The following is a 26,991-nucleotide window of genomic DNA, read 5'->3' on the forward strand; positions in this document are numbered from 1 at the left end:
TCCAGAAGCTTTATCTATAGGCTATTCCCGAGCGCGATTTCTTCCAGTACCCCTTGGAGCTGAACATTTGCTTCCAGATGTTTCTTTCCATTGAGGATATTTTCCATATGCCGGGTGATTTCCTGAGGATGCAGTTTTTCTGCAATGCGCTCGTACTCTTTTCCGTGATTTTTGTTGACGATAGCTTGCTTATTGCTGTACTTGGTATACAGTAAATCACGGTAATAGAATAATAGCAAGTCCAAAAAAAAGTACCCATCATTTTTGTCCTTCAGCCCGTCCATCAAGTCGGTCTGCACAAACACAAATGCTTGGGGATTTTTATCGGTCATCAGTTGGAACCAAGCCCACGTCCGCTTCTTGGATTCGTGGAATCTTTCCTCTTGGTTCAACAACAGGGCCTCTTCTTGGTTATTGGTGATGGCCGCCAACAACGCCGCATTTTCATGCTGAATCCCTTGCGCCTCCAAGGTTTCTCCCAACGCTTGCTTATTGACGACCTGGAAATGGACGATTTGGCACCGCGAGCGGATGGTCGGCAGGATGTTCTCCTTTGCCGTGGTCATCAGAATCAGGTACGTGTCGTTCTGCGGCTCTTCCAAAAATGTAAGCAGACTGTTCGAAGCGCTGACCGTCATTTTTTCGGCATCATAAATCAGATAAACCTTGCGGCTGCCTTCCATCCCGCTTTTGGAAAGTTCCGCCTTCAGTTCACGGACTTGATTGACTTTGATGGTGTTGCCATCCGGACTGATTTCCGCCACATCGGGAAATCCGCCTGCCGCAATCCGAAGGCAATGATTGCAGTGTCCGCAAGCCTGCCCATCCTGCAACTCCTCGCAAAAGAGCGTCTGAGCTATCCAACGCGCCAATTCTTCTTTGCCGGTTCCCCGTGCCCCTTCAAACAAGTAGGCATGGACCAGCCGTTTTTCCTGAATCGTCCGTTGGAACCTTTCGAGCAGTTCCGGTTGTTGCCTCATCAAAAGCTGTGTCACACCATCCATCCTTTCCTTCGTCATCAGAATCTGTGAAAACTATCTACCGGTAAAACAAACACGGTCGCTCCGCCCACATGCACTTCCATCGGATAGGCGATTGCGTTGTCCAACGGCACATCCATGCTTACTGGAGTCGCCACGAATTGCTCGCGCGCTTCGCAGTTGGTTTTGATGATCTGCAATACTTCATCGACCCGTTCGTCTTCCACACCGATCATGAAGGTGGTATTGCCGGCGCGTAAAAATCCGCCTGTAGAAGGCAATTTCGTAGCGCGGACGTTCGCTTCCACCAACTCATCGGACAGGATAGCACTGTCTTTATCTTGAATTATAGCCACAACTAATTTCATTGTGAATCCCCCACTTTCTGTATGTTGAAAAGGCTGATCAGTGATGCTTGAAAAATGATCTTGCTCTAAAAATAGCTTGGGTACCTGTTTTTGATGATATGATAGCACGCTTCCGCTACAGCTTCACGGCTCATCGTCCCATCGACGACCACTATCCGTTCCGGATTAGCCTTCGCCAATTGCTGATAGCCTGCTCGGACCTTTTCATGGAAAGCGAGCTTTTCCTGGTCCAAACGATTATATTCCCGTTCGTCCAGATTCGCATGGATCCTTTGAATGCCCACTTCCGCCGGGACATCGATATACAACGTCACATCCGGCTCGATACCTTCTGTCGCGAATTCGTTTATTTCACGGATACCCTCTTCACCGATACCTCTTGCGTAGCCTTGATAAGCGATTGAACTATCTACAAAACGATCACAAAAAATGACGTCTCCACTTTCCAAAACGGGCAACACCTTTTCGATCAGGTGCTGGCGGCGGCTTGCCGCATACAATAAAGCCTCTGTCCTAGAATCCATATCCGTATGCAAAGGATCCAGTATCAACGAGCGGATCTTTTCCGCGATCGGGCTTCCACCCGGTTCTCTCGTCGCTACCACTTTACGGTTCATCTCTTGCTGCAGACGCGGCACTACTTGCTGCAACGCGGTTGTCTTGCCTGAGCCATCCGGCCCTTCGATTGTGATGAAAATCCCTCTCACTTTGCACACTCCTACGATTCTAATACTTCCATTATACGCTAAATGAAAGTTTTTTTATACAGATGAATCCGATATAGCTTTGTCAATTTTGCAACAATTAATTGCCGTTGTTGGCTTTTTCCGAAAATAAAACCCGAAAAGGACAGCTCCATTCCACATGGGCTGCCCTCTTCATATTGTTATGTTTGCTTCATTTGGGTGTTATACAGCGTCGTGTAGATGCCGCCTTTCTTGACGAGTGTTTCGTGGTCGCCTCGTTCAACGATTTTGCCTTTCTCCAGTACCAGGATTTCATCAGCCGACAGGATCGTCGAAAGACGATGGGCAATGATCAGGCTCGTGCTCTTGGCTAGGATTGGCTCGATCGCTTCCTGGATGGCGTGCTCAGAGATGGAGTCCAAGGAGGATGTCGCCTCGTCGAAGATGATCAGCCCAGGTTTCCGAAGAATGATCCGGGCGATCGAAAGCCGCTGCTTTTCGCCACCGGAAAGCTTCATGCCGCGGTTGCCCACGACGGTGTCGTAGCCTTTCGGCAGTCCGCTGATGAAATCATGGATATTGGCTTCACTGCAAGCTTTCTCGATTTCGGCATGCGTTGCATCCGGCTTGGCGTAGAGCAGATTTTCTCTGATCGTACCGTTGAACAAGTACGTGTCCTGCGTCACCACTCCGATGTGCTGGCGCAAATAGGCCAGATCGAGTTTGCGGATGTCGACGCCGTCCAAAAGAATCCTTCCGCCCGTCACATCGTAGAGGCGCGGAATCAGGTTGATGATGGTGGACTTACCCGCTCCAGAAGGCCCGACGATGGCAACGGATGATCCCGGCTTCAGTTCGAAACTGACGTTATTCAAGATCGGCTGTTGCAGATCATAGTGGAAGGAAACCTCTTCAAAAGTCAACTCGCCTGTAAACGACTCAGGCTTGAGCGCCTCTGGATCGTTGTCGATTTCCACAGGCAGATCGAAATACTCGAAGATACGGTCGAAAAGCGCCATCGAACGGATCACATCGACTTGGATGTTCAACAAGGAATTGACCGGTCCGTACATCCTGCCCAGGAGCGCCACCATGACAGTGATGTCCCCGATCGTCAAATCCGTATTGCCGTATTCGATGATGAGGATCCCGCCGACCAGATAGATCAGCATCGGGCCGATGTTCGTGAAGACAGTGATCACTACCCGGAACCACTTGCCTGCCATGCTTTCCTTGATGTTCAAGCGAATCATCTGTTTGTTGGCTTCCTGATAGCGGTCGAATTCGTAGGCTTCCGTGACGAACAGTTTTGAAAGCAATTGGCCGCTGACGCTGAGGGTTTCGTTCAGGATCTGGTTGATGTCGTCATTGTGCTTCCGCGACTCCAAAGTGATTTCCCAACGCCTTTTGCCAACGCGCTTCGTCGGCAATATGAACAATGGCACCACCACGATGCCGATCGTCGCCAGCAAAGGGCTTTTCGTGTACATCGTGACGAGCGCAACCGTCAACGTCGCAAAATTCTGCAGGATGCTCGTCCACGTGCCCGTCAGCACGCTCTGTACGCCGCCGATATCACTGGTCATACGGGTGATGATGTCGCCTTGCTTGCTGGTCGTGAAGAACCGGTGCGACATCCGCTGCAGGTGGCTGTACATCTTATTGCGCATATCATAAGTGATGTTTTCCGCCATCCAGACATTGACATAGCTCTCCACGATGCTGATCAGATTGGCGATGATCAGCACACCGAACGAAAGCCCGATCAGACGAATCAGCACAGGCAGGTCCTGCTGCAACAGGCCTTCGTCGATGATGCGGCCCGTCAGAATCGTCGGAAACACTCCGAATACCGACGAGGTGATGATCGCCAGCACGGAAACGATGAGCTGTTTCCAATAAGGGATGAGATAGCTGAACATCCGCTTCAGTAACGGCGCCGTGATTTTGGGGCTGTTCTGTTTTTCTTCCTCCGTCAGGAAACCGCCGCGGCCGCCTTTGAACCCGTTGCCGCCCATCATTGCTCACCCGCTTGGTTTCTGAAGTCCTCCAAGGATTTTGTCAGTTTTTCGCAGAGCGCAACAAATTGTTCCTGCTCAGCCAGCGTCAAGCTTTTATTGATGTGCTCCCTTTCCGTTTGGCGCACTGCCTTCATTTTCTTCAATAAAACATACCCCTTTTCCTGGATAAAAATCCGGTTCCTGCGCTGATCGGCCGGATCTGGCTGACGCGTCAAAATCCCGTCCGCCTCCAGCCGGTTCAGCATTTCCGTCAAGGAAGCCGGACGGATCCCCATCCGGTCCGCCAATTCCCGCGAACTCATCCCGTCGTTTTCCTGCAATACCCGCAAAAGCCTTCCCGCTCCTCGCGATTCGTGCTTGGCGGGATTCTCCTTGCGCCGCAGCGTGCGCATCAGCTTCATCGCGCTGCTGATGACATCTTTATTTTGTTCTTCCATAATGATTTCCTCCTCCAGATAGTTAGGTACCTATCCATTCGCCCCCATTATATTAGGTACCTAACTATTTTGCAACAAAAATGCCTAAGCATCGTTTTGAACGATAAAAAAACCAGACCGCCGCCGGTCTGGTTCTTTGTCATTCCGAATGGAAAATGTCTTCCGCGCGGTTCGTCCGCTTGCGCCAACGGAATTGCTTGGCTTTTTTCGGTGCGGAAATGTCCGCTTGGATTTGTCTTTCTTTGGCTTCACGCAGCAGGAACAGATATTTCGCTTCCGCTATCTTCTCGAAGATACGCAACTCTTCCGGCAAATCATAGGCATTCTGCTGCATTTGAGCCAAGGTGGTGTAATGTTGATGGACATCGCTGATCAAGTCGACCAGTTTTTCGTCGTATTTCTGCTTTAAGTGTCCTTGCTTCTTGCTTGCGCTGTTCAAATGGAATGCCATCTTTTTTCCTCGTTCCCCCCGTTGTTGCTGCCCTTGTTACAGTTCCCGGCGCCCGTCGATGGCGCGGAAGAGGGTCATCTCATCCGCGTATTCGATGTCGCTGCCGACCGCCAGGCCGTAAGCCAGACGCGTCACTTTGATGCCCGCCGGCTTGATCAGGCGCGAAAGGTACATCGCTGTCGCTTCCCCTTCGGCTGTCGCATTCGTCGCGATGATGATTTCCTTGACGGTCTCATCCTGCAGTCGTTTGATCAGGCTGGCGATGTTCAGATCTTCCGGTCCGGTACCTTCCATCGGCGAAAGGACGCCGTTCAACACATGGTACAAACCGTGGTATTCCCGGATTTTCTCCATCGACATGATATCGCGGGGATTTTCGACCACCAGGATAATGGACTTGTCCCGTGTATTGTCCGAACAGATGTTGCATGGATCTGATTCGGTAATATTACCGCAGATGGCGCATTGGTGTAAATCCCTTTTTGATCGGATCAGCGCATCAGCGAACGCCAGCACAGCCTCCTCGTCCATGTCCAGACAGAAGAAGGCCAAACGGGCTGCAGTTTTTTGCCCGATGCCCGGCAATTTCATGAAACTCTCGATTAATTTAGCTATGGGTTCTGGGTATTGCATCTCGAAAAATCCCCTTTTCTTCTCTCAAAAGAAACGAGGCTGGGACTAAAGTCAACACTGCCCGACTTGTCTCACCCTCGCTCCCCTCATTCATTTTGGTTATTGCCTACGGTCTGGCTTAGAAGCCTGGGATCGCATTGGCAAATTTGCCCAATTTCGCTTTCGTTGCTTCATCAATCTTGCTTAATGCGTCATTAGTCGCCATCAGGATCAGATCTTGCAGCATTTCCACATCTTCCGGATCGACCGCTTCGGGTGCGATGACAACATCGGTGACTTTCTTGTCGCCTGTCATCGTGATTTTGACCAGATCATTGGATGCCGCACCGACAAACTCGGTTACGTTGAGTTCTGCTTGTGACTGCTCCAATTCTTTCTGCATTTTTTGCATTTGTTTCATCATGCCTTGCATATTTCCCATTCCGCCTCGCATTAAATGACTCCCTCTCTGTGTGTGTAGTTTAGTTTTTTTTCATAGCTTGTATTCATTTCGAACGCCGTCAGTCCTCGACGACAGTTACGACTTCGTCTCCGAAAAGGCTCAGCGCCTGATCGACGACTTCCTGTTCTTTTTGTTCCTCGATCACAATCGGATCCGTTTCGACCGCAAAATCATCGGCGAAATTCCCGGGATGGTAATCACCGCGGAAGCCGTCTTCCATTTCCGGCATCGGCGGTTCCGGCGGCAGATCCAGGTCGGCCGCCGCAGTCTCATCGACCGTTGTTGCTGCCTGCTGTTTTGGAGCAGCCGGCTGTGCCGTAGGTTTTGGCGCAGCTTGCTTCGGTTCGCCATCGGAACCGGCAGCCGGGCTGCCGTTCCGGTTCTGGATAAAGTTGCGTCGCACCGACGTCCATTGCTCTTCGGTCAAGCACACCAATTCGCCTGGACGCTGCAGCATCCGCTGCGTCGCGGCATCCACGGCCGCTTGCAGTTCGGCATCCTCCGTCGCTTTTTGGCAAAGGATATCGTACTGGAACGCCAGGATGAAACTGGTCGGGCTCGCCGCCACCGGATTGGCCTGCTTCAGTACGGCGCGCTGGGTGACCGAGAGCACGTCCAGGATGTCCGTCCAGAAATCGCGGACCCTGGCCAGATCCTGCTTCGTCGCCTCGCCCAAAATCTGGTAGGTTCGGCCCATATTCGGCTTGAAGCCGGCTGAAGTATTCGATTGACGGGCGGTTTCCTTTTTGGCAGGCGCCGCTTTGGCACCTTCCTGCGAAACGGTAAGGTTCCCGGAAGCGATCAGTTCCTGCAGCTTCGCGAGTTCCTTTTTGACGAGCTCCAATTCGTGCGCCAGCCTCTGGACTTCTCCGCTAGGCGCCGTTTGTGTGCTCGGAACTGCCGCTGTTGCCGTTGCCTGGGCATGCGGCTGGGACAGCTTCACTGCCAATACTTCCAGATAGATGTCCGGTTGCGTCGAGAAGCGCATCTCGCCTTGGGTTTGGTTGAAGGCTTCGATCATTTCGTAGAGGAACGTTGCCGGTGCTTCCTGCGAGAAAGTCTGGAAAGCTTCGCTGTACTGTTGTGTATTGTCCGCAAAGGCCTTGCCTTTTGTCTGCTGATAGACCAGCACATCCCGCGCAAACAGGATCATCTCCTCAAGAAAACGACCGGCTTCTTTGCCGGCACTGAGAATTTCCTGCAGCAGCTGCAGCGCCGTTTCGGTCTCTTCATGCAGCAACGCGCCCGAGAAGGAAATCATCATTTCCTCAGTCAGACTGCCGGACACCTTCACTGCATTGTCGAAAGTGACCGATTCCGAGCCGTAGGAAATGACTTGGTCAAGCAGGCTGAGCGCATCCCGCATCCCGCCGTTCGCGGAGCGCGCGATGACATGCAGCGCCTGATCATCATAACTGATTTTCTCCTCCTGCAGAATATAGGCCATCCGGTTGATGATGTCCTGGTAGGAAATCCGCTTGAAGTCGAAACGCTGCGTCCTCGAAATGATCGTCAGCGGAATCTTGTGCGGCTCCGTCGTAGCCAAAATGAAGATGACATTTTCCGGCGGTTCCTCCAGCGTCTTCAGGAGCGCGTTGAAGGCCCCGGTCGAGAGCATGTGGACCTCATCGATGATGTAGACTTTGTAGTCGGCTTGGGTCGGCGCATAACGCGCTTTGTCGCGGATGTCGCGGATTTCTTCCACGCCGTTGTTGCTGGCGGCATCGATTTCGATGACGTCGTTCAAACGTCCTTCGGTGATGGCCCGGCAGGTTTCGCATTCGTTGCACGGCTCCCCGTCGACGCGATGATGGCAGTTGATGGCTTTCGCAAAAATCTTGGCTGCACTCGTCTTACCCGTTCCCCGCGGCCCGGTGAAAAGGTAAGCATGGCTCGTTTTCCCCTGTATTAAGGCATTCTTCAACGTCTGCGTGACCGCTTCCTGACCTGCGATGTCTCCGAACCGCTGCGGGCGCCAGACCCGATATAGTGCTTGATAGCTCATCCATTTCCCTCTTTCACTTTTGCTTCGTCCATCTATTATAAGGGAAAAACAGTAAAATAGAAAGGCATCACTCTGCGGCTTTCCTGTGTAATATAAGCTCGGATTTTGCTTGGTTTTGAGGATTTCCAGCCTACACAAAACGAGGAAACAATAATAATTGACAAAAAGTAAGTCGTGCCTTATAGTGAATCTATCGAATAGTTCGAATTCGTATTAATTAAATTTGTGATACTATTCCATCCGGAAAACGACTAGATAACAAATACAATCAAAAAGGGGAAAATCAACATGACAGCATTTTGGAATTTGGGCAGAGTTGCCTTGAAAGTCAATGATTTGAAGAAAATGACGCAATTCTATCAGGAAGCGCTGGGCTTGGATTTAATGGAAGAAAAAGAAAACTCGGTTGTATTGGGGGTTGCCGCAGACAACACGCCATTGGTCGAATTGATCCAATTACAAACACCATCCAACCGCAAAAGAACGACCGGACTTTTCCATTTGGCGATCCTTTTGCCGACCCGTGCGGATTTGGGATCGTTCCTTTATCATTTGCTGACGAATAAATATGATTTGGAGGGCGCCAGCGACCACGGCTACAGCGAAGCCATCTACTTCCACGATCCGGAGGGCAACGGCATCGAGGTCTACCGCGACAAAGAACAGTCGGCTTGGGATGTTCGTCCGGACGGGAAAATTGAAGGCGTCACGGAAGCAATGGATGCGGATGGTGTAATCGGGGCGATGGTCAAAATTTATGACGGCATCCCTGCCGGCTCCATCATGGGCCATGTCCATCTGACCGTCCATGATCTGGTCGAAACCCAACAATTTTACGAAAATGTGCTCGGCATTTCCTTGAAGTCCGACTTCTTCGGACAAGCGAAGTTTTTCGCCGCAGGAAACTACCATCACCACATCGGCTCGAATATGTGGGCAGGAAAACAGCTGCCTGCCGCTGATGAAAAACAACCAGGCTTGGCCTACTTCACTTGGGTAGTCGCCGACAAGGCAGCTTATGAGGCGCTGAAAGGCAGACTGGTTCAGGCAGAGGTTGCGTTCGAAAATACAGACAACACCCTTATCTTCAAAGACAACAGCGGCATCGAAATCCACGCTGTCATTCATCAAGGCGAGTAAGTGAACTACCCCCACTTAGCTAATCCTTGCGGATTTGCGCTTGAAGTGGGAGCTTCCTACGAACTCCTTCCTTACCTGCGTATGTCTTTGCAAAGCAGAGGGAATGGATATGGTGTAGGCTCAAAAGGCAGTACCTGCCTCATGGTTTTTCTTTTACTTGGCCAAGACCAAGAGGTTCCTGCTGGCGTTGATGTCCCGGTCGTGAGTGGTGCCGCACTCCGGACAGGTCCATGCCCGAATGTGCAGGGCCTTCTTGCCGTCGCGCTGACCGCAGGCGGAACAGATTTGGCTGGAAGGATAGAACCTGTCCGCTTTGATGAGCGTCCCGCCTTTCCATTCGGCTTTGTACGCCAATTGCCTGCAGAATTCGGACCAGCTTACATCCCCAATCGCTTTCGCAAGTTTGTGGTTCTTCATCATATTCGAACTCCGCAACGTCTCGATCACGATGACTTGGTTTTCGTCCGTGATTTGATCGGAGAGTTTGTGCAGGAAGTCCTTGCGTTGGTTCACAATCTTTTCGTGTTTTTTGGCCAGTACCAAGCGTGCCTTTTCCCGGTTCTTGCTGCCTTTTTGCTTGCGGGACAAGGCGCGTTGGGCTTTCTTGACTTTCTGTTCGGACCGGTACAGGCATTTCGGGTTCGCATGTTTCACGGATTCGTCGGCATCATTTGTGGTGACGGCGAAATCGGAAATGCCGAGATCGATGCCGATTTTGTGTTCCGCCGGCACCCATTCGGGAACTTCCTGCTCAACCAAAATGGAAATGAAGTATTTGCCGGTCTTCGTCATGGAAATCGTGCAGGATTTGATGAGGCCATCAAAATCCCGGTGCTGCCTGATTTTGACGAAGCCGATTTTCGGCAGTTTGATTTTGTTGTCTTCGATGCGGATGTTCCCTCCCTGGTTGTTGGTGGTGTAGGAGTCGTTAGATTTGTGTTTGCTTTTGAATTTCGGGAAACCGACGGATTTATCGCGGAAGAAATTTTTGTAGGCTTTTTCCAGATTTTGTTGGGCGTTCGCCAAAGCGAGGCTATCCACATCCTTCAGAAAAGGGAACTCGTTTTTGTACTGCGCCGGCGTATTTTTCAGCATCTGGTTCGTTTCCTTGTAGTGTTCGATTTTGTCGTTCAGCATTCGGTTGTAGACAAAACGGGCGCATCCGAAACAGTTTGCGAAATATGCCTTTTGGATTTCCGTCGGATAGAGCCTGAATTTGTAAGCTTTTAGCATTTTGTTTTCACCTCTTTGGCTTCATTATACACCTCCGAACGTAGGTTCGGCAAAAGGTGAGAGAACGCCTTGCCAACAGAACGAAAAAGTAACTTTCACCTATGGTGAACCGAAATTCATCTCCCACTTTCACTGGTGCTTCGCACCGAAACGCTTAGAAGTGGGAGACTTCTTTCGGAAAAACGTTAAATTATATCCAAAAAGCGTAACCGGCGGAAATCTCTCGTCGGTTACGCTTTTTTTGGGATATAATCGAAAAAATTACCAAATCATAAAGTTTTTAGAGTACACCCTAGGTTTCGGAAAGTGTGAGAGGTGAGCATTGAGCTTCATCATACAATTTTTTCGTTTTTTTGAAAGATGACTTTTACTTTCATCAGCAGTTCATCGATTAGTTTTTCTGGTACGGTTTCGACATAACTATATTTCCTCGCGTTATAATCGATTGTTACCAATTGATCCAGCAAAACTTTTCCTGAAGACTCTGTGCCTCTTAATGGCACGTACAAAGGATAATTGCGTTCCGTATTTGAAATGGGAGCAAATACAGCCACATTAGCATAGTCACTGACCCCATGATAGCTCAAACAGATATACGGTCTATATCCTTGCTGCTCATGCCCTTGTTTGGGGTCTAAATTGATTTTCACAATATCTCCTTGTTTTACCATTTTTCATTCCCCACTGGCGAAAGGCTTTGCAATTCTGCAGTGAATTTTTCTCCGTCGTAACCTTTGAACAGTTCTTGAAAAGTCAGTTCCTTTTCGGCTTTGGTCAACACAATTGAATGATTGATAATTTCTACATTCAGTTCATCATCTTTCTCTACTTCAAGTGCTTCCAACACACTTTTAGGCAAGCGGATTGCGTGACTGTTCCCCCATTGTTTGACAGGTAATTGCAGCATCATAATGCCCCCTTTCTTTGAGTTCATCTTACCACCAAAGTATCTACTTTGTATACACATCCGCTCACCTTCTTTAAATTACGAGCCAGCATTGGAACAGTGTCTCTTGAACTATGGTAAAATAATACAGGGGTTGTCCAACCAACGCAGCAGTTAAGTTGAAAAATTGGAGAACCGGTATTCTCAATCAAATACTAGGAATGATTCACTTGAGGTGGGAAATGTGGAAACATTGATTTATAATCTTTTAGCATACATAAACAATTCTCTTGATAAGGATATCAACTACCATATAGCGAAAACGTTGCTCGAAAATTTTCATAAAATCGAGGGATTTTCATTAGAAACAGCAGCAGATGTCTGCAATGTAGCCCCTTCTACAATTAATCGTTTCTGCAAAAGAATTGGTTTTAAAAATTTTTCAAACTTAAGAAATTCTGTAATTAAGAATGGGGCACCTCTTGAAAAGAACGCTATTGATCTGAGTGGAGAAAGGTTTATAGCGCAATTAAAGGAAAACGTGGAAATAATTGAGAATATCCCAAGGGAACAGATTGAGCGGATCGTAAAACAAATCAGCAGCTCCCGCAGAGTTGTGATATTAGGTTTTGAAAAGCATCAGATCCAAGCTTTGGAGTTACAAAAAAAAATACTTCTTGCAGGGAAATTTTGTGAATGCAATACAAATATTTTCAAGCAAATGGATGCTCTGGACACATTGACAGAGGCAGATATGATCATCACTATTTCCATACAGGGACAATTACTGTCAGAGGAATTCCTCTTATTTGAAAAAATTAAAAGGACAAAGGGAAAGAGCTTACTGATTACCTTCTCGAAGCCGCATCAACATCCAAATTTATTTGATGAAATTTTACAGTGCGGAAAAATTGAAAACAGTGCTGTCAGTAGCCAAACCTTATTAAGATTGTTTGATGTATTGTTCCATTGATCCCAATAGTAACATTCTTCTTAGCCTCAAACTGGTCTCTTTTTGACCAGTTTTTTTTGCATCGCTAAATTATAATAAAAATCAGAAACAAAAAAAGTCGAAAGAAGGAATGAATATGGCATTTCCAGAAGGTTTTTTATGGGGCGGGGCCCTAGCTGCTAATCAAGCAGAAGGTGCTTACAACATAGATGGGCGTGGACTTGTGCAAACAGACGTCACAACTGGTGGCTCGGTTGATTCACCCCGTTTTGTAACTTATATCGATAAAGATGGGAATCCAGGGAAAGCAAGTTCAATGGGACATACTGGCCAGATTCCGGAAGGAGCAAAATTCGCTGTTTTGGATGATGAATATTATCCCAACCACCAAGCAGTGGACTTTTATCACCGCTACAAAGAAGATATCAAGTTGTTTGCTGAAATGGGCTACTCAATTTTGCGTTTATCCATCTCATGGGCCCGGATTTTTCCCAATGGTGATGACAAAGAGCCAAACCAAGCGGGTCTTGATTTCTATCGTTCAGTTTTTGAAGAATGCCGCAAATACAATATCGAACCCTTGGTTTCCATTTGGCATTTTGACACACCCCTTGCTTTAGAAGAAAACTATGGTGGCTGGACAAACCGGAAACTCATTGATTTCTATGTAAAGTATGCGGAGACAATCTTTAATGAGTACACAGATTTGGTTAAATATTGGCTGACCTTTAACGAAATCAATAATACCACTATGTTCCTTGATATGTTTGGTGGCGCAGCGTCTGATGCAGAGTATCAAGACGGCTACCAAATCCTGCATAATCAATTCGTGGCCTCGGCTAAAACTGTGCAATTAGGGCATAAAATCAACCCAGACTTTATAATTGGCAACATGATTTGTGGGATTACATTCTATCCTGGAACCTGTGATCCGGCTGATATTTTGGCCAACCAACACAAGTGGGAATCCGGTATCTATTACTGTGGTGATGTCCAAGCCAAAGGTAAATACGGCACTTATGCCAAACGTCTCTGGAAAGAGCACAATGTTGTGCTCGATATCACGGAGGAAGATCTTCAAGACCTTAAAAATGGGACTGTTGACATCTATACTTTCTCATACTACATGTCTAACAATATTACCACACACACAGATCAAGAAATGGTTTCTGGTAACTTCTCAACCGGGGCCAAAAATCCTTATTTGACCTATTCGGATTGGGGATGGGCGCATGATCCCGTTGGTCTTCAATACTATCTTGAAAAAATCTATGATCGTTATGAATTACCACTGATGGTGGTAGAGAATGGTCTAGGTGCCTTTGACAAGGTGGAAGAAGATGGCTCAATCCATGATGATTACCGTATTGACTACCATCGCGCTCACATTAGTGCAATGGCAGATGCTGTTGATAACGGGGTAAACTTAATTGCTTATACCACTTGGGGCTGTATTGATATTGTCTCAGCGGGGACTGGTGAAATGCGTAAACGATATGGTTTCATCTATGTGGATATGGACGATGAAGGTCATGGGAGTCTTGACCGGACACCAAAAGATAGCTTTTACTGGTATCAGAAAGTAATTGAAACTAATGGAGCAGTTTTGTAAAACTAATTTATACTAAAATCAGAAACGAAAAAAGTCGAAAGAAGGAATAGGATATGACATTTCCAAAAGGTTTTTTATGGGGTGGAGCTACGGCTGCAAACCAATTAGAAGGAGCTTACAACGAGGGTGGTAAAGGACTTTCCATTTTTGATATGGTTCAATTTGTACCAAAAGAAGAGCGTGGAAATGAAATTGAAATGGATGTCAGAAGCAAAAAAGAATTAGAAGATCTTTTAGCAGGAAAAGGTGGCGACAACTTCCCGAAACGTCGCGGTATCGACTTCTACCACCATTATAAAGAAGATATTGCACTATTTGCAGAAATGGGCTTCAAAACATTCCGTATGTCCATCTCTTGGCCTCGTATTTTTCCAAATGGTGATGACAGGGAGCCAAACGAAGAAGGGTTAGCTTTCTATGACAAAGTATTCGATGAATTATTGAAGTATGGAATTGAGCCACTTGTGACGTTATCACACTATGAAATTCCACTTACATTAGTTCAAAAATACAATGGCTGGACAGATCGCCGCGTAGTTGAATACTTTGTTCATTATGCAGAAACGGTGTTTAATCGTTACAAAGGAAAAGTGAAATACTGGTTAACGTTCAATGAAATCAATGTTTCAACGATGTCTCCATATATTGGTAGTGGTATTCTTATAGACGAGGTAGAACACAAGGAACAAGCGGTTTATCAAGCATTACATCATCAGTTTGTAGCAAGTGCCAGAGCGGTCAAGGCCTGTCATGAAATGATCCCTGATGCCATGATTGGTTGTATGCTAGCTCGTATGGAAGTATATCCTGAAACTTGCAGTCCGGATGATGTTTTAGAAGCACTGAAAGAGGATCAAATGAATCTATTCTTCACTGACGTTCAGGTTCGTGGGTATTATCCAAGCTTCATGTTAAGTTATTTTGAAGAAAATGATATTAAGATTGACATGCTTCCTGGCGATGAAGAAATTTTACTGCAACATACAGTAGATTACTTATCCTTTAGTTACTACATGTCAATGGTTGCTAGCGGAGCACCTGATAAGAAGAAGGAAAAAGGGAACTTCTTCAGTGGTGTGAAAAACCCTTATTTAGAGTCATCTGATTGGGGATGGCAAATCGATCCTAAAGGATTGCGTATTACCCTAAAGAAAATGTACGATCGCTACCAAGTACCGTTGTTTATCGTAGAAAATGGACTTGGAGCCTATGATAAAGTAGAGGAAGACGGCTCAATCAACGACGATTATCGTATTGATTATATGCGTGCACATATTGAGCAAATGAAAGAAGCAATCAAAGAGGGTGTAGATCTTATTGGGTACACAAGCTGGGGTTGTATCGATTTAATTAGTGCAAGTACCTCTGAAATGTCTAAACGTTACGGTTTCATCTACGTTGATCAAGACGACTATGGCAATGGTACTTTAGCGAGAAGCAAGAAAAAATCATTTGATTGGTATAAGCAGGTAATTACTACAAATGGAGAAGAACTATAGATAGAACTTACAAGGGGGTGTCTCAAACTAAAATGAGACACCCTCTTTGCTTATGGATATAATAGCGCCTTATGTTATAAGGAGTGCCCTTAGGAATGGTCCTTCAATAGGTTCATGGCCAGATTGATTTGTTGCTGAGCAAATTTGCGAGTGGCGTAAAAGCAAACACAGTGTCCAGAAAATGGTTCTTTTCTGGACATTGCTTTTTTGGGTTTGTTTTTCTCAAAAAGGGCTGAAATAAGTGTCCATAAACCCGTTACAAATTCTATGTCCAATTAATCATTCTGGATAAAGTTATGGTACAATGAGATAAAAAAGAAGGTGATTTTTTGAAAATTGGATACGCACGTGTTTCTACTGGATTACAGAATTTGGATCTCCAGGAAGATAGTCTGGAAAAATTTGGCTGTGAGAAAGTTTTTACAGATCACATGAGTGGCGCAAAGAGTAATCGCCCAGGATTAGAAACAGCGATTGAATTTGTTCGTTCAGGGGATACACTCGTTGTTTGGCGATTAGATCGGCTTGGGCGAAATATGGAAGACTTGATTACGATTGTCAATCGTTTGAATAATCGAGGTGTGAGTTTTCACAGTTTACAAGAAAATATCACGATGGATAAATCAAGCTCGACCGGTCAATTAATGTTCCACCTGTTTGCAGCGTTTGCAGAGTTTGAACGGAATTTGATCTTGGAACGTTCTGCAGCCGGACGTGCCGCTGCACGTGCACGTGGTAGATTTGGTGGACGACCAGAAAAGTTGAGCAAAAGTGACTTGGAACTTATGAAGACGTTAATCGATAATGGAACACCTATTAAAACAATTGCCAAAAGATGGAATGTTTCCCGTACAACCATTTATCGTTACCTTAACAAATTAGAGGCAACGAATCATAAATATACATCTGTCAACTCGCCAAGTAGCATACGAAATAGAATTGAGTAAAGAGCAACATTGCTCTAAGCTTTAATTTGGGAATTGTTATGGAATAATTGTTGGGGAAAAAAATGGAAAAGTAGATTCCGTTGTTAGGAATTACTTTTCCATTCTGAGTATTATATACGCATAAAAATTAACCGATTACCATATCGGAGAATAAGTGGCTATCATCTCAATGGCAAATGTTCCAGAATTTGGATAATAAGGATTTTTTCGTGCAATCAGCATAATACCTTGCCCTGCATTGTAAGCATTTGAATAATACTGATATCTCATTAAGTCTGAAGTGTAGGCTAAATATCCTGCCACTACCGTGATACGACTCCAAATTGTAGGAAGGAATGCTCCAAATACGCTTATTACTGTCGGTGCGTTCATTGTTTGATACATTTTAGGTAAGAGATTTTTTAATTGACTATTTGATATGAAAGTGGCGTTAGTGTACTCGTATGGGATAGGAATATACATTGGAGTGATAATGGGATCATCTTTGTCTATACGGACTATGGACGGAGCTGTGGTGGTTCCAGAAATTTCAACGGGAGGCTCTTCAGCTGCATAAGCCACTGGAAGTGAAAAACTGGAGGTTAGAAGTACTGCGGTTGAGGCGAAAATGATTGTTTTATATTTTCTCATGTAAATCTCCTCTTTCCTTCTTGAAGTTATAAAAAAATTATTAGTTTTTAATATTTTTTTATGTTATTATTCTAACAAACATTTTACTGTTTTGTAGCACTAAATTTATTAATATTTCAGAAAAGAGGAAATAACTTGAAGACCTTAAAAAAAATGTGGCGATTTTTAGATCGTTGGAATACAATAACCGGTTATTTAATAGGTGGAGTCTGGCTTTTATATAATGGGAATTTCTACAACAATGGCATGGTAGATATTAAATATGTTTATTTCTTTAATATTAGTGGTACATTGATGCTTGTTTTAGTGGCCCTAAAAATTTTTGAAAAATTTTTTAAAAAAAACAAAGGCAATCAATGAAACAATGATTTAATGGATAAGGACATGGACTACAAGTTGAGAAGACCCTAATCTATAGCAACTAATCTTACAATACCAAGAATTTACCGGGACTTTGACCAAGCAGACAATCATCAATGCCCTGGAGTAGGATAAGCTATTAATTCAATAACTGTTGGAATCTTAGAGTAAGGTAGAGAGACTGCTTAAAAGTATAGCCAAATCACTCCCGCTATATGCAGGAGTGATTTATCATTTAAACAGTAAAAAACTCTCAATGGAAATTTAAAATAACTATATAATAATCTCTGTTAGCAATTTTGCTTGTCGCATATCATCTCATATAGGTGGCTTTTTTTTCTCCGCACAGGCGACTCAATCTGAGCGCAACACTCGTTTTATCTAAGCCTCAGTACTTAATTGCAGTTTTCTCTTATTCCGTGTCAAAGTACTCTTGCTGATGCCAGTCATTTTCTCTACCTCTTTATAGGAATGACTCTCCAATAGATTCATGGCCAGATTGATTTGTTGCTGATTGAATTTTTTGGGTCGGCCTTCCCGAAAGTCGGGTTTCTGCTTGGCCAGTTCTTTCCCTTCCTGCGTACGCTCCACAATCAGATCGCGCTCAAAATCCGCAAAAGCGCTGAAGATGGTGAAGATCAATCTTCCGGTGGACGTGTTTTCAATAATTCCTAGATTCAGCACATTGATCCGCACGCCCTTCTCGAATAAGAGCTTAATAGTGTTCAATGCGTCTTGCGTGCTCCGAGCGAAGCGGTCCAGTTTCGTCACAACCAGCGTATCCCCCGTTTCAATTTCCTGAAGGAGTTTTTGGAATTCGGGACGATCACTTTTTGTTCCGGTGATTTTCTCGAAGTAGACCCGGTCGCAGCGTTCCTCCTCGAGGTGACGCAGCTGTCCTTCCAGATCTTGTTGGCGGGTACTCACCCGTGCGTAGCCATATTTCATCTTTTTTTGCCCTCTCTTTTGACCATAAGTTATGACACCTTTGTATCCCTTGATTTTACTAGAGCAAGGAAGCGTAGTCAATACTCTTGAGTTATGATCATGACCACCTAACCTGTGCGCAAAAAAACACAGGTTATTCAATTATCAAAGTTTCTCTCACTAATTAGTTTCTTAAAGAAGATAAAATACAGTGGGTACGCAGAGGTATGTTTTTTCATTTCTGATTTCAGGGTACGGTGAATAATTCGGCAAAAATTATAATTCAAGTATGATATAATTTCTTCAATCTTAAGGCTAATTGTATAGACGTAGTTTTGAATCTTCTTTGAGTAGTAGCATAGGATAGATACCGATTCACAAACTTATTTTAAGGAGATTATAAAATGGAATATAACTGCTACGGGCAACCTATTGGATCAAGTTTAAAAAAAAGTTGTTTTAGAGAACTGAATGCAACAATAATAGAAGGAAGCACTTGCGATTTAATCCATGCATCAGAGAGCCATGCACACTTATTTTATACCGACATTTTCAAAAAAGGACTTACTGCGCCAGATTGGACTTATCTGCCCTTCTCATCCTTTCAATCAGAAGAAGCGTTTTCTGATATTTTCAACAAGACTTTTTTGTCCGACGACCCTTACTTTTTTGGAATTTGGAATAAAGATCATTCAAAAGTGCTAGGCACTCTTTCGCTGATGCGTAACGATCGACAAAATGGCGTTATCGAAGTAGGTTATGTAATATATAGCCAGCAATTAAAAAAAAGCATTCAAGCTACCGAAGCACAGTATTTGTTGGCAAAGTATGTTTTTGAGAATTTAGGGTATAGAAGATATGAATGGAAATGCGATAGTCTAAATGAGCCTTCTAAATTAGCTGCAAAGAGGTTAGGATTTGAATATGAAGGCACATTCCGGCAGGCAGTTGTATACAAAAATAGAAACCGCGATACATCGTGGTTCTCAATGCTTGATTGTGAATGGGAAAAGAATAAAAAAAGGCTTGAAAAATGGCTATCGCCGGATAATTTTGACCAAGACGGAAAACAGCTGCTTTCTTTAAACAACCTAAATCGTATTTGACTGAGTACGCCAACAGTTTCAGTAACTTACAAATAACGTTGCTTCTGGTAGCTACGCCTCCTGTGTCAGGCTTTTCAAGATATTTTTTCTTCCCAATGATTTTTTTAAGTATCCATCTATCACTCTAGATTCTAGCTTATGGGTAACATTTGTGCATACCAATCCTCATTTATTTGAGTATTGCGAACATACTCTTGAGTTGTGACCATGACTATCTAACTTATGCACCCAGACAAAATAAAAAACTGATTATGAGTTCCGTAATCAGTTTTTTTGTTTGTATTGAATTTAATATCTTCTATTGATACGGTTATTTTTAATTTCATCTATGGGATTATTGGACTCTCTAAATACTAGCTCGATCCCCTCCTCATCCTTTACCTTCAGGTCATTATTATGGCACCACTCAAATATTCTTTCGGCTACAGAAATACTTTTCGAGTATAGACGGTATATTTGCCCGTTTTTAAAATTGATTTTTACTTCTAATGTCACACTATCAGACGGTAAAATTCCCATTACTAAATCAAGTTTCTTTTGAGTATTCACTTCTATCAGCTCGATTTCCTCAACTAGATGAGTTAATTTGAAACGTAAGCTGTTCTTCCAGTTTAGTGATTGCGGTTTAAATTCAAAAAAGTTGATTTCTTTGTTTGAAAATTCACATAAATACGGAGAACCTACCGAATTCATTGTCTCTGGATAAAAATGTCCATCCATTTTGAATGTGACTTCAACACGTTGCTTTTGCAGTGTTTTGTCAAATTCTTCCCAAAACTCACTATTTACTCCTCTTCTTAAATCGCCACTTTTTTCAAGACTTTCTTTATTAAGCATAAACACCCTCCCAATAGTGACATAATGAATGAAGCCAACAAAATAGAACATTTTCTAAGACCCTCTTAGTATATCGCTACCATCTCCATATTAAAAATAATATGGGGAGAACATCGTAGTGTGACGTCCTCCATTCTTTTTTATGAATACAGCATCTCAAACGCCACACCGCTCAAAATGTAAAATATTTTTGACATTATCACTTGTTTTATGTACACTTGAAATGTAAAAAACATTTGACAAAGGGGAGCTTATCGTATGCGAAAAAAGGATGAAATGGAGCAGCGGATGGCGAATAAATCTGCTAAGATTACATTGTTTGTTACTGTCACGGCCTTATTTATTATAGGGGGCATTGAGGCTTTTAGGAATGATATGAAAACGAATATCCTTCTGGTGATTGCTCAGTTTTCGGTTTCCCTTGTTATTTTACTTGAACGGTATTATTTATCTAAAGCGAATGGAGATGACTCATTCAAAAAAACACTGATACTGACTCTGGTTTTTGTAATCATTCTGTTGGCTATTCTACTGGGAACAGCGTCTTTAGCCTGATGAAAAATAATATCAAAGAACTCCGTAAAGCCATGAAAATATCGCAACAAGACCTGGCTGACCGCTGCAATGTTACACGTCAAACGATCAATGCGATTGAGAATGAGAAATATGATCCCTCTCTGCAATTAGCTTTTGATTTAGCTAAAAACTTAAACACTACCGTCGATAAGTTATTTATTTCGGAGCAGTAAAAAATTGAAGATAGACGAAACTTATACACCTGAAATTGCTTCCTCTTGATTTCCTAATGTTTCAATTCCATAAAGTTGAAAAGTAGGTTGCATATAAACTGCAGTACCATTTGATACCAACACGAAATTTCCCAGAGCACTATCTTTCGTTCTGGCGTCAAATGATAACCTTCCAGTATCTCATTGCTTGAACATGCGGCTAGCATTACTGTACTTATGCAAGCTAAAAATACTTTTTTCATTCTTACCTTCTAAGGTTGCGAATACATTCACAGGAATTTTACCTTTTAATATTCTCAAATGAGTTTATCCAAGAGACGACTTTAAGGAGAACTATTAATAGGAAACCGCCCAAGAAAAAGAATATATAAAATTTACTTCCGCCATATTCAATAATGAGTTGGGAAGAAAACAAAGCAGCTATAATGCAATAAATGAATACAACGAGAAGGTATTTATTCCTTTTAAAATAATCAATAACGCCATGACTCCGTTTTTTTCGGAAGAATTTCATAATTTAACATCCTCTCAAATAAATAGTAATTTTAGTAAGGATTTACACTCCAAAAATACCAAGTGGCAGTGGAACCATAAACCCTCGTGTTTTGAATAAGGGTATAGGGTTCCCGATTTTCTTTAACGGCTCCTACTACTGTGGGATGGGTAGCCTGTCTTGTAATATAGTAAACCTCACTGAAGAAGTAATCGGTGGTACTTGCAATAATTCCTGCTTCTACAGCTCTTTGCAATGCAGAACTTACAAAAGCCTGACTTATTTGAGTATTTCCGTTAAAGACAAAAACTGCTATTGCCGTAAGGTTTCAGTTGCAAATCCTATTTCCATTTTTGCCTCAAAAGCCCATAAACTATGTGATCTACATAATGGTCGTACAGCCACTCTGCTTGTCTTAATATGCCTTCCTCTGTAAAGCCAAAACGTTCCGGGAGCGCTCTACTTTTTTCATTTTCAGTTGCGACGCATACTTCGATTCTATCAAGTCCTAGTTCTTTAAACCCATAGTCAATAACAGCCTTAAGCGCTCTGGACATAATTCCCTTACCTTGAAAATTTTCGCCGATCCAATAACCAACAACACCACTTTTATTCCTTTTATTAAAGGCATTAAATCCTATTGTTCCCGCTATTTTTCCTTTATAAATAATGGCGAAAGATTTTAGGTAGCCACCATCTTCCGCCATTATTTTTAATCTTGTTCTGATGTATTGAGTGATATCTTCTAAACTCTCAATCTGATCGAGCCAACCGAGCCATTTTCTTAAATGTTCTTTGGAATGAATGGTCAAATTGTAGAACTCCTCGGCGTCGCCTTCATCGAACATTCTCAAAGAAACCTCTTCATCAATCCTATATGCTAACATTCTTCCCTCCCCCTCTACCGATATGGCTTGAATATAGCATCATTCCATACCAGTATTCATAAATGTCCTTACAAAAACCTTGTCCATACGAGGTTTGCAGGGCAATAGACAGTAAAACTGTCTTCAGGGATATGCAGTTCCTGGCTGATGACTTCCCTGAATTGCTCTACTGACATTCCAAGCCACAATCGATAACTGTTTTTTCCGTATGTGTTCCAGATCGCCAGTTCCGCTAGATGAGGGTAATCCTCAATTTCAGGCCGAGAGATTTTTTTAAAAGTTACGATATAATCGAAGCTTGTTTTTTCTATTGGAAATACTTTGACTTTGAAATTTTCCAAAGGAACCTCAAGCTCCTTATGAATTAAATGAATGATGTCTTCAGCATTCATCGCTACATTTCCTTTGAATGAGTATGCTCCAAATTTTTCCCAATGTGCAAGCTTTCGAAAGACTTCAAACCAACGTATGTCTGTATAATGTTCGGGGTCAAACGTGATAATTGCATTGAAACTGGACGTTGGAGATAAATACTTCTTTGATTGTTGCCAGGAATATCCCACTATCCCTACGACGACCACCAATATTAAAATCTTATCCAATTTGCTTTCCCCCTTTTTGGTTAAATAGCTCTTCCAATCGTACGGACCACTGGCACTACAAATCAGTGAAGTACGTCCTAATATACCTAATATATATGCACACAAATTTTGGCGTTTCCCATTAATGGAACGTCTTCTTTTTCGTTGTATATAAATATGTTTTTTTCTAAACATTTTTTATGTTACTATTGTATCAAATAATTTATTTTTTCTATAGTTAGAACTTCAGAAAAGAGGAAATGTCATGGAGTTTTTCAGAAAAATGTGGCGATTTCTAGATCGTTGGAATACCATAACCGGTTATTTAATAGGAGGAATCTGGCTTTTATTTAATGGAAATTTCTACAACAATGGCATTACAGACATTAGATATGTTTACTTCTTTAATATCAGCGGCATACTAATGCTTGTTATCGTGGCCCTAAAGATTTTAGAAAAGGTTATGAAAAAAAAGAAAGAAAATACGTAATAACGTGGGACTGCTAAGCTACGCCATTGGAAATTACTATCCAAGCCAACCCAAACAATTCGGCAAAAAGTACACGCCAGCATCATAAAACGTTTTTAAGTTACTTGCATAATAACTATAGAGATACGGGGCCAAAGCGATATGGACGATAGTATACCACCCTACGTTGATTTTCCTGAGTATAACGAATTCTCCCAAAGTTACTTGTGGCCTGTTACCGTAAAATACAAAGGACAGCCGGAGATTCATTTTTCTGTTTCAAAGTCGGACACGATCAGTGCTTTTCACTCAATCGAAAACGGTTCAGAAGAACCTATTCTGATCGGCTCCCGTTTTTTTGAAAGGAAAAATTTAGACTTTATGGCGTTTGAAGGCCGCACTTATGCTTTTTCTAACTGATGGACCTTTATCCAACGTCTTGTGAATTTAATTACAAAAAAAGAACAGAAAGAAGAGAGAAAATGAATCATAGTCAGCGTTTCTCAATATTCAGTGTTCAAAGCTCATTTGCAATATTGCTTCTTCCTCTTATCAGCGGGATATTTTCTTATTCTTACTTACCTGACCGAATCGCCATACACATTAACGAACTGGGACAAGCGGATAACTATCTCTCAAAGTTGGCATTCTTAATCGGGCTTCCTGTTGCGGGCTTGCTTTTTCAACTGTATAGAGTGGTGCGCTGCAAGAAAAAAGACCCTACAATGAATGTTTTCGGCGGGAACAGAACCAGCTCTAGTATCTTGTTATTCCCGATTTTCTTTGACATCGCTTATTTCTCTGCAGTTCTTTACAATTTGAATATCTGATCGAGTCGGCTTTATGACCGTGGATTCCTTATTCATTAGACCATGAGTTTCTGTTGGTCATTGATTAATGTAGGTTATTTAGATTGATTACGGTTCGGAAATTCAATTCTTTATTCAAAGGCTTCCATAAGAAATACCCAACCATACAATTTCATAGTTTTTTCAAAAAGATTGATGAACTGAATTCAACAAAAGTTATGACGGAGGGAAAAAATGTCCTTACTCAATATTGAATCTATTAAAAAAAATTATTCGAATTTTACGTTACAAATTGATGATTTAAAAATTGCTCAGAATGAAATCGTGGGTTTGATTGGTGACAATGGTGCCGGAAAAACCACAATGTTAGAAGCAATCAAATTCAGTCCAGAGAACAATACCATCTTATTCAAAGATCAAATATTAAAAAATGATGATCCACATCTTGGATATTTAAAGAGTTGGGGTCCTCTGTATAGTTCTATGAAGATTCGAGATTTTATTCATATGTACAAAAGCACATTTCATGAATGGGATCAGAATTTATGCGAAAGCTTACTGAATAAATATGGCATCTTTTATAAAAGTGGGGAAACAAATATTGGAGATTTATCGACAGGAAAATTAATGCAGTTGTATTTCGTACTTACACTATGTCATAATCCTCAATTCCTACTTTTTGATGAAGCTACTTCAGGATTGGACCCGTTCATAAGAGAAGAGATCAATTCGGATCTAAAGGAATTTGTAAAAGAACATAAAATTGGAATGATTTATTCGTCTCATATCATTTCGGACATAGAGAAAATCGCGACACGTTTACTCCTGATTCGAGCTGGCAAAATTATTCTTGATGAAGAAATTGACAAACTAAAAACGGACTATTTTGTCTGTTCGAAAAGAGACTTGAATAACTGTTCAGCGAATAGCTTTTCGATAATAAACAGTTTCGAAGATAGAATGGTTATCAAAGTAATGGATCCGTCTTTGAAAGAAATATTTAAAAACAAACAGCATACTATTGAAAATATAATTTTTGGTTTGTATGGAGGGGCTTATGCTTAAGATTGTAAAAAAAGATATTTTAATTTCCAGAAAAAATTTATTGCTTGTTTCTGCGTATATTGTATTGGTTCCGGTTTTATTTTACTTGACTAAGGATGACAAGCAGATGTATTTGCCGTTTTACACGAGTCTTTTCCCAATAGCCTTTTTCCTTAATAGGAATTGCTATCAAGAAGACAATGTTAATATTAGACAGTTTATTCGTACATTAGGTGTTAGCCAAAAGAAATTTATGCTGGCAAAATATCTTATAACATTGGCGATTATAGTTTTCGCAACAGCTACAACAGCTATTGAACAACAATTATTATATGGATCCTTTTCTCCATTTATTTTATCAATAGCATTTTTTGTAACCGCCATGTATGCAGGGGTATTTCTATTTTTGTTCTATGTATTCGATTACTCTTACTCGCAATTTACTTTGTACGTTATTATGGGCGTGCTACTAATAGGAATTGCTTTATCCAAATTTAACTCAAGTCTTTTCAGCGACCTCTATGTTCAGCTGGATCAGTTACATCCCGCTATTATCTTCGCACTGTCACTAGTTCTCTATTCGTTAATTTTTTTCATTTCGACAGTTAATAAAATTCTGTATAGCTATCACGCAAATAAAGGATAATTAAATACCTGCCAAATATCTATGAATTACTTGATATCGCCAAAGAAAATTAGCAGCAGGGATGGAGCTATCACCACCTAGTGACCCTGACATTATCACTGGGGTTACCTTGGTCTTAAATAAAATAGTGACTAACTCAATGTTTTAAAAAAAAATAAAAGTTAAAGGCATCCGTCATGAATAATGGTGGATGCCTTTAACTTTTCTCAAATTGATTATCTTTCCTTCACACAATTTATTGTACACTTATAATCCCACACGTAGAATCCAATAAAATCAACATTTTACAGGTGATGGTTTTGGGTACATCCTAAAACGACACACGAGCATTAAAAGAGTGAGTAGCAAGGATGTCCCTTTTACTCTCTCTTTTAATGCTCGCTTATTTTTCCAAATAATCAAGTACCTCTGCTTTTTTAGGTTCCCGCACGCGGGGACTTGTGTCCGGAAATTTGGTAGCTGTATAAAAATCAGAAGCTTTAACCAACTCACCCTCCGGGAAGTATGAGAGGTGAACATTGAAATCTGTCATACAATTTTTTCGTTTTTTTGAAAGATTACTTTTACTTTCATCAGCAATTCATCGATTAATTTTTCTGGTACGGTTTCGACATAGCTATACTTCCTAGCATTGTAATCGATTGTTACTAGTTGATCCAGCAAAACTTTCCCCGTAGACTCTGTTCCTCTTAATGGCACATACAAAGGATAATTGCGTTCCGTGTTTGAAATGGGAGCAAATATAGCCACATTAGCATAGTCACTGACCCCATGGTAACTCAAACAGATATATGGTCTATAGCCTTGTTGCTCATGTCCTTGTTTAGGGTCTAAATTGATTTTAACAATATCTCCTTGTTTTACCATTTTTCATTCCCCACTGGCGAAAGGTTTTGTAATTCTGAAGTGAATTTTTCTCCGTCATAATCTTTGAATAGTTCTTCAAAAGTTAATTCCTTTTCGGCTTTGGTCAACACAATCGAATGATTAACAATTTCTACATTTAATTCATCATCTTTCTCTACTTCCAGTGCTTCTAATACACTTTTTGGTAATCGTATTGCGTGACTGTTCCCCCATTGTTTGACAGGTAATTGCAGCATCATGAATCCCCCTTTCTTTTAGTTCATTTTAACACCAAGGTATCTACTTTGTATACAC

Annotated in this window: 33 protein-coding genes; 14 read left to right on the forward strand and 19 right to left on the reverse strand. The window is 42.4% G+C overall.

Annotated features, from left to right (window positions below; translation table 11 throughout):
* Nucleotides 1–14: 14 nt before the first annotated feature.
* The 9 genes from holB to dnaX form a co-directional block, all read right to left on the reverse strand.
* The gene (gene holB, locus BM184_RS11140) at nt 15–1,004 is read right to left on the reverse strand and encodes a DNA polymerase III subunit delta' (RefSeq protein WP_177208635.1); all 990 of its coding nucleotides are present in this window, start codon (nt 1,002–1,004) and stop codon (nt 15–17) included.
* Nucleotides 1,005–1,018: 14 nt separating this feature from the next.
* Nucleotides 1,019–1,348, reverse strand: a complete 330-nt coding sequence (locus BM184_RS11145; RefSeq protein WP_086943070.1) for a cyclic-di-AMP receptor — start codon at nt 1,346–1,348, stop codon at nt 1,019–1,021.
* A gap of 65 nt (nt 1,349–1,413) precedes the next feature.
* Nucleotides 1,414–2,055: a dTMP kinase gene (gene tmk / locus BM184_RS11150; RefSeq protein WP_086943069.1), complete on the reverse strand. Its 642-nt coding sequence runs from the start codon at nt 2,053–2,055 to the stop codon at nt 1,414–1,416.
* Nucleotides 2,056–2,234: 179 nt separating this feature from the next.
* On the reverse strand, nt 2,235–4,055 hold the full coding sequence (locus BM184_RS11155; protein WP_086943068.1) for an ABC transporter ATP-binding protein: 1,821 nt from the start codon (nt 4,053–4,055) through the stop codon (nt 2,235–2,237).
* Nucleotides 4,052–4,492: a MarR family winged helix-turn-helix transcriptional regulator gene (locus BM184_RS11160; RefSeq protein WP_086943067.1), complete on the reverse strand. Its 441-nt coding sequence runs from the start codon at nt 4,490–4,492 to the stop codon at nt 4,052–4,054. The genes BM184_RS11155 and BM184_RS11160 overlap by 4 nt, the downstream gene beginning before the upstream one ends.
* Before the next feature lie 139 nt (nt 4,493–4,631).
* Entirely contained in the window at nt 4,632–4,943 is a 312-nt protein-coding gene (locus BM184_RS11165; RefSeq protein ID WP_086943066.1) for a YaaL family protein, read from the reverse strand.
* 36 nt (nt 4,944–4,979) lie between these two features.
* Nucleotides 4,980–5,576: a recombination mediator RecR gene (gene recR, locus BM184_RS11170; protein ID WP_086943065.1), complete on the reverse strand. Its 597-nt coding sequence runs from the start codon at nt 5,574–5,576 to the stop codon at nt 4,980–4,982.
* Between the two features lie 118 nt (nt 5,577–5,694).
* A complete protein-coding gene (locus tag BM184_RS11175) occupies nt 5,695–6,009 on the reverse strand; it encodes a YbaB/EbfC family nucleoid-associated protein (protein WP_086943064.1) in 315 nt (104 codons plus the stop codon).
* 67 nt (nt 6,010–6,076) lie between these two features.
* The gene (dnaX, locus tag BM184_RS11180; RefSeq protein WP_086943063.1) at nt 6,077–8,023 is read right to left on the reverse strand and encodes a DNA polymerase III subunit gamma/tau; all 1,947 of its coding nucleotides are present in this window, start codon (nt 8,021–8,023) and stop codon (nt 6,077–6,079) included.
* Between the two features lie 288 nt (nt 8,024–8,311).
* Between dnaX and BM184_RS11185 the strand changes: the two genes are divergently transcribed.
* Entirely contained in the window at nt 8,312–9,163 is an 852-nt protein-coding gene (locus BM184_RS11185) for a VOC family protein (protein WP_086943062.1), read from the forward strand.
* 153 nt (nt 9,164–9,316) lie between these two features.
* Here the strand turns inward: BM184_RS11185 and tnpB are convergent, their stop codons facing one another.
* From tnpB to BM184_RS11200, 3 genes are all read right to left on the reverse strand, one after another.
* On the reverse strand, nt 9,317–10,396 hold the full coding sequence (gene tnpB / locus BM184_RS11190; RefSeq protein WP_086943061.1) for an IS200/IS605 family element RNA-guided endonuclease TnpB: 1,080 nt from the start codon (nt 10,394–10,396) through the stop codon (nt 9,317–9,319).
* A gap of 332 nt (nt 10,397–10,728) precedes the next feature.
* Nucleotides 10,729–11,067 (reverse strand): type II toxin-antitoxin system PemK/MazF family toxin, encoded by a 339-nt coding sequence (locus BM184_RS11195; RefSeq protein WP_068562347.1) that lies wholly within the window; start codon nt 11,065–11,067, stop codon nt 10,729–10,731.
* A complete protein-coding gene (locus tag BM184_RS11200; protein WP_177208636.1) occupies nt 11,061–11,306 on the reverse strand; it encodes an AbrB/MazE/SpoVT family DNA-binding domain-containing protein in 246 nt (81 codons plus the stop codon). The genes BM184_RS11195 and BM184_RS11200 overlap by 7 nt, the downstream gene beginning before the upstream one ends.
* Nucleotides 11,307–11,526: 220 nt before the next feature.
* Here BM184_RS11200 and BM184_RS11205 point away from each other — a divergent pair, with 220 nt between their 5' ends.
* The 4 genes from BM184_RS11205 (at nt 11,527) to BM184_RS11220 (ending at nt 16,292) form a co-directional block, all read left to right on the forward strand.
* Nucleotides 11,527–12,255, forward strand: a complete 729-nt coding sequence (locus BM184_RS11205) for a MurR/RpiR family transcriptional regulator (protein WP_177208637.1) — start codon at nt 11,527–11,529, stop codon at nt 12,253–12,255.
* Between the two features lie 109 nt (nt 12,256–12,364).
* Nucleotides 12,365–13,846 (forward strand): glycoside hydrolase family 1 protein, encoded by a 1,482-nt coding sequence (locus BM184_RS11210; RefSeq protein WP_086943058.1) that lies wholly within the window; start codon nt 12,365–12,367, stop codon nt 13,844–13,846.
* 53 nt (nt 13,847–13,899) lie between these two features.
* The gene (locus tag BM184_RS11215; protein WP_086943057.1) at nt 13,900–15,345 is read left to right on the forward strand and encodes a glycoside hydrolase family 1 protein; all 1,446 of its coding nucleotides are present in this window, start codon (nt 13,900–13,902) and stop codon (nt 15,343–15,345) included.
* A 329-nt stretch (nt 15,346–15,674) separates the two neighbouring features.
* The gene (locus tag BM184_RS11220; RefSeq protein WP_086943056.1) at nt 15,675–16,292 is read left to right on the forward strand and encodes a recombinase family protein; all 618 of its coding nucleotides are present in this window, start codon (nt 15,675–15,677) and stop codon (nt 16,290–16,292) included.
* A 135-nt stretch (nt 16,293–16,427) separates the two neighbouring features.
* Here BM184_RS11220 and BM184_RS11225 read toward each other — a convergent pair whose 3' ends face one another.
* A complete protein-coding gene (locus tag BM184_RS11225) occupies nt 16,428–16,922 on the reverse strand; it encodes a hypothetical protein (RefSeq protein WP_086943055.1) in 495 nt (164 codons plus the stop codon).
* 135 nt (nt 16,923–17,057) lie between these two features.
* On the opposite strand from BM184_RS11225, the gene BM184_RS11230 reads away from it, so the two are divergent.
* Nucleotides 17,058–17,282: a hypothetical protein gene (locus tag BM184_RS11230; RefSeq protein WP_086943054.1), complete on the forward strand. Its 225-nt coding sequence runs from the start codon at nt 17,058–17,060 to the stop codon at nt 17,280–17,282.
* Between the two features lie 381 nt (nt 17,283–17,663).
* Here the strand turns inward: BM184_RS11230 and BM184_RS11235 are convergent, their stop codons facing one another.
* On the reverse strand, nt 17,664–18,230 hold the full coding sequence (locus BM184_RS11235) for a recombinase family protein (protein ID WP_086943053.1): 567 nt from the start codon (nt 18,228–18,230) through the stop codon (nt 17,664–17,666).
* Between the two features lie 383 nt (nt 18,231–18,613).
* On the opposite strand from BM184_RS11235, the gene BM184_RS11240 reads away from it, so the two are divergent.
* Nucleotides 18,614–19,315, forward strand: a complete 702-nt coding sequence (locus tag BM184_RS11240) for a GNAT family N-acetyltransferase (RefSeq protein ID WP_086943052.1) — start codon at nt 18,614–18,616, stop codon at nt 19,313–19,315.
* A 288-nt stretch (nt 19,316–19,603) separates the two neighbouring features.
* Here BM184_RS11240 and BM184_RS11245 read toward each other — a convergent pair whose 3' ends face one another.
* The gene (locus tag BM184_RS11245; RefSeq protein ID WP_143091136.1) at nt 19,604–20,152 is read right to left on the reverse strand and encodes a hypothetical protein; all 549 of its coding nucleotides are present in this window, start codon (nt 20,150–20,152) and stop codon (nt 19,604–19,606) included.
* A gap of 258 nt (nt 20,153–20,410) precedes the next feature.
* Here BM184_RS11245 and BM184_RS11250 point away from each other — a divergent pair, with 258 nt between their 5' ends.
* Complete coding sequence (locus tag BM184_RS11250; protein ID WP_068562252.1) at nt 20,411–20,707, forward strand: hypothetical protein; 297 nt, start codon at nt 20,411–20,413, stop codon at nt 20,705–20,707.
* Nucleotides 20,707–20,901 (forward strand): helix-turn-helix transcriptional regulator, encoded by a 195-nt coding sequence (locus tag BM184_RS11255; protein WP_086943050.1) that lies wholly within the window; start codon nt 20,707–20,709, stop codon nt 20,899–20,901. Before BM184_RS11250 ends, BM184_RS11255 begins: the two co-directional genes overlap by 1 nt.
* An 834-nt stretch (nt 20,902–21,735) precedes the next feature.
* On the opposite strand, the gene BM184_RS11270 is transcribed toward BM184_RS11255, so the two are convergent.
* A complete protein-coding gene (locus BM184_RS11270) occupies nt 21,736–22,281 on the reverse strand; it encodes a GNAT family N-acetyltransferase (protein WP_086943047.1) in 546 nt (181 codons plus the stop codon).
* 68 nt (nt 22,282–22,349) lie between these two features.
* On the reverse strand, nt 22,350–22,883 hold the full coding sequence (locus tag BM184_RS11275) for a hypothetical protein (RefSeq protein WP_086943046.1): 534 nt from the start codon (nt 22,881–22,883) through the stop codon (nt 22,350–22,352).
* 244 nt (nt 22,884–23,127) lie between these two features.
* Between BM184_RS11275 and BM184_RS11280 the strand changes: the two genes are divergently transcribed.
* The 5 genes from BM184_RS11280 (at nt 23,128) to BM184_RS11300 (ending at nt 25,830) form a co-directional block, all read left to right on the forward strand.
* Nucleotides 23,128–23,352, forward strand: a complete 225-nt coding sequence (locus BM184_RS11280; protein ID WP_068562248.1) for a hypothetical protein — start codon at nt 23,128–23,130, stop codon at nt 23,350–23,352.
* A gap of 141 nt (nt 23,353–23,493) precedes the next feature.
* Nucleotides 23,494–23,751, forward strand: a complete 258-nt coding sequence (locus tag BM184_RS11285) for a hypothetical protein (protein WP_086943045.1) — start codon at nt 23,494–23,496, stop codon at nt 23,749–23,751.
* A gap of 62 nt (nt 23,752–23,813) precedes the next feature.
* Nucleotides 23,814–24,161 (forward strand): DUF1648 domain-containing protein, encoded by a 348-nt coding sequence (locus tag BM184_RS11290; protein WP_177208638.1) that lies wholly within the window; start codon nt 23,814–23,816, stop codon nt 24,159–24,161.
* A 213-nt stretch (nt 24,162–24,374) separates the two neighbouring features.
* Entirely contained in the window at nt 24,375–25,205 is an 831-nt protein-coding gene (locus tag BM184_RS11295) for an ATP-binding cassette domain-containing protein (protein ID WP_086943043.1), read from the forward strand.
* Nucleotides 25,198–25,830, forward strand: coding sequence for an ABC-2 transporter permease (locus BM184_RS11300; RefSeq protein WP_177208639.1), 633 nt, complete (start codon nt 25,198–25,200; stop codon nt 25,828–25,830). Before BM184_RS11295 ends, BM184_RS11300 begins: the two co-directional genes overlap by 8 nt.
* A 528-nt stretch (nt 25,831–26,358) precedes the next feature.
* Here the strand turns inward: BM184_RS11300 and BM184_RS11305 are convergent.
* Both BM184_RS11305 and BM184_RS11310 read right to left on the reverse strand, forming a co-directional pair.
* Entirely contained in the window at nt 26,359–26,697 is a 339-nt protein-coding gene (locus tag BM184_RS11305) for a type II toxin-antitoxin system PemK/MazF family toxin (RefSeq protein ID WP_086943041.1), read from the reverse strand.
* A complete protein-coding gene (locus tag BM184_RS11310) occupies nt 26,691–26,936 on the reverse strand; it encodes an AbrB/MazE/SpoVT family DNA-binding domain-containing protein (protein WP_256213133.1) in 246 nt (81 codons plus the stop codon). The genes BM184_RS11305 and BM184_RS11310 overlap by 7 nt, the downstream gene beginning before the upstream one ends.
* Between the last annotated feature and the right edge of the window lie 55 nt (nt 26,937–26,991).

This window comes from Trichococcus pasteurii (assembly GCF_900112935.1).
GTDB classification, from domain to species: Bacteria; Bacillota; Bacilli; order Lactobacillales; family Aerococcaceae; genus Trichococcus; species Trichococcus pasteurii.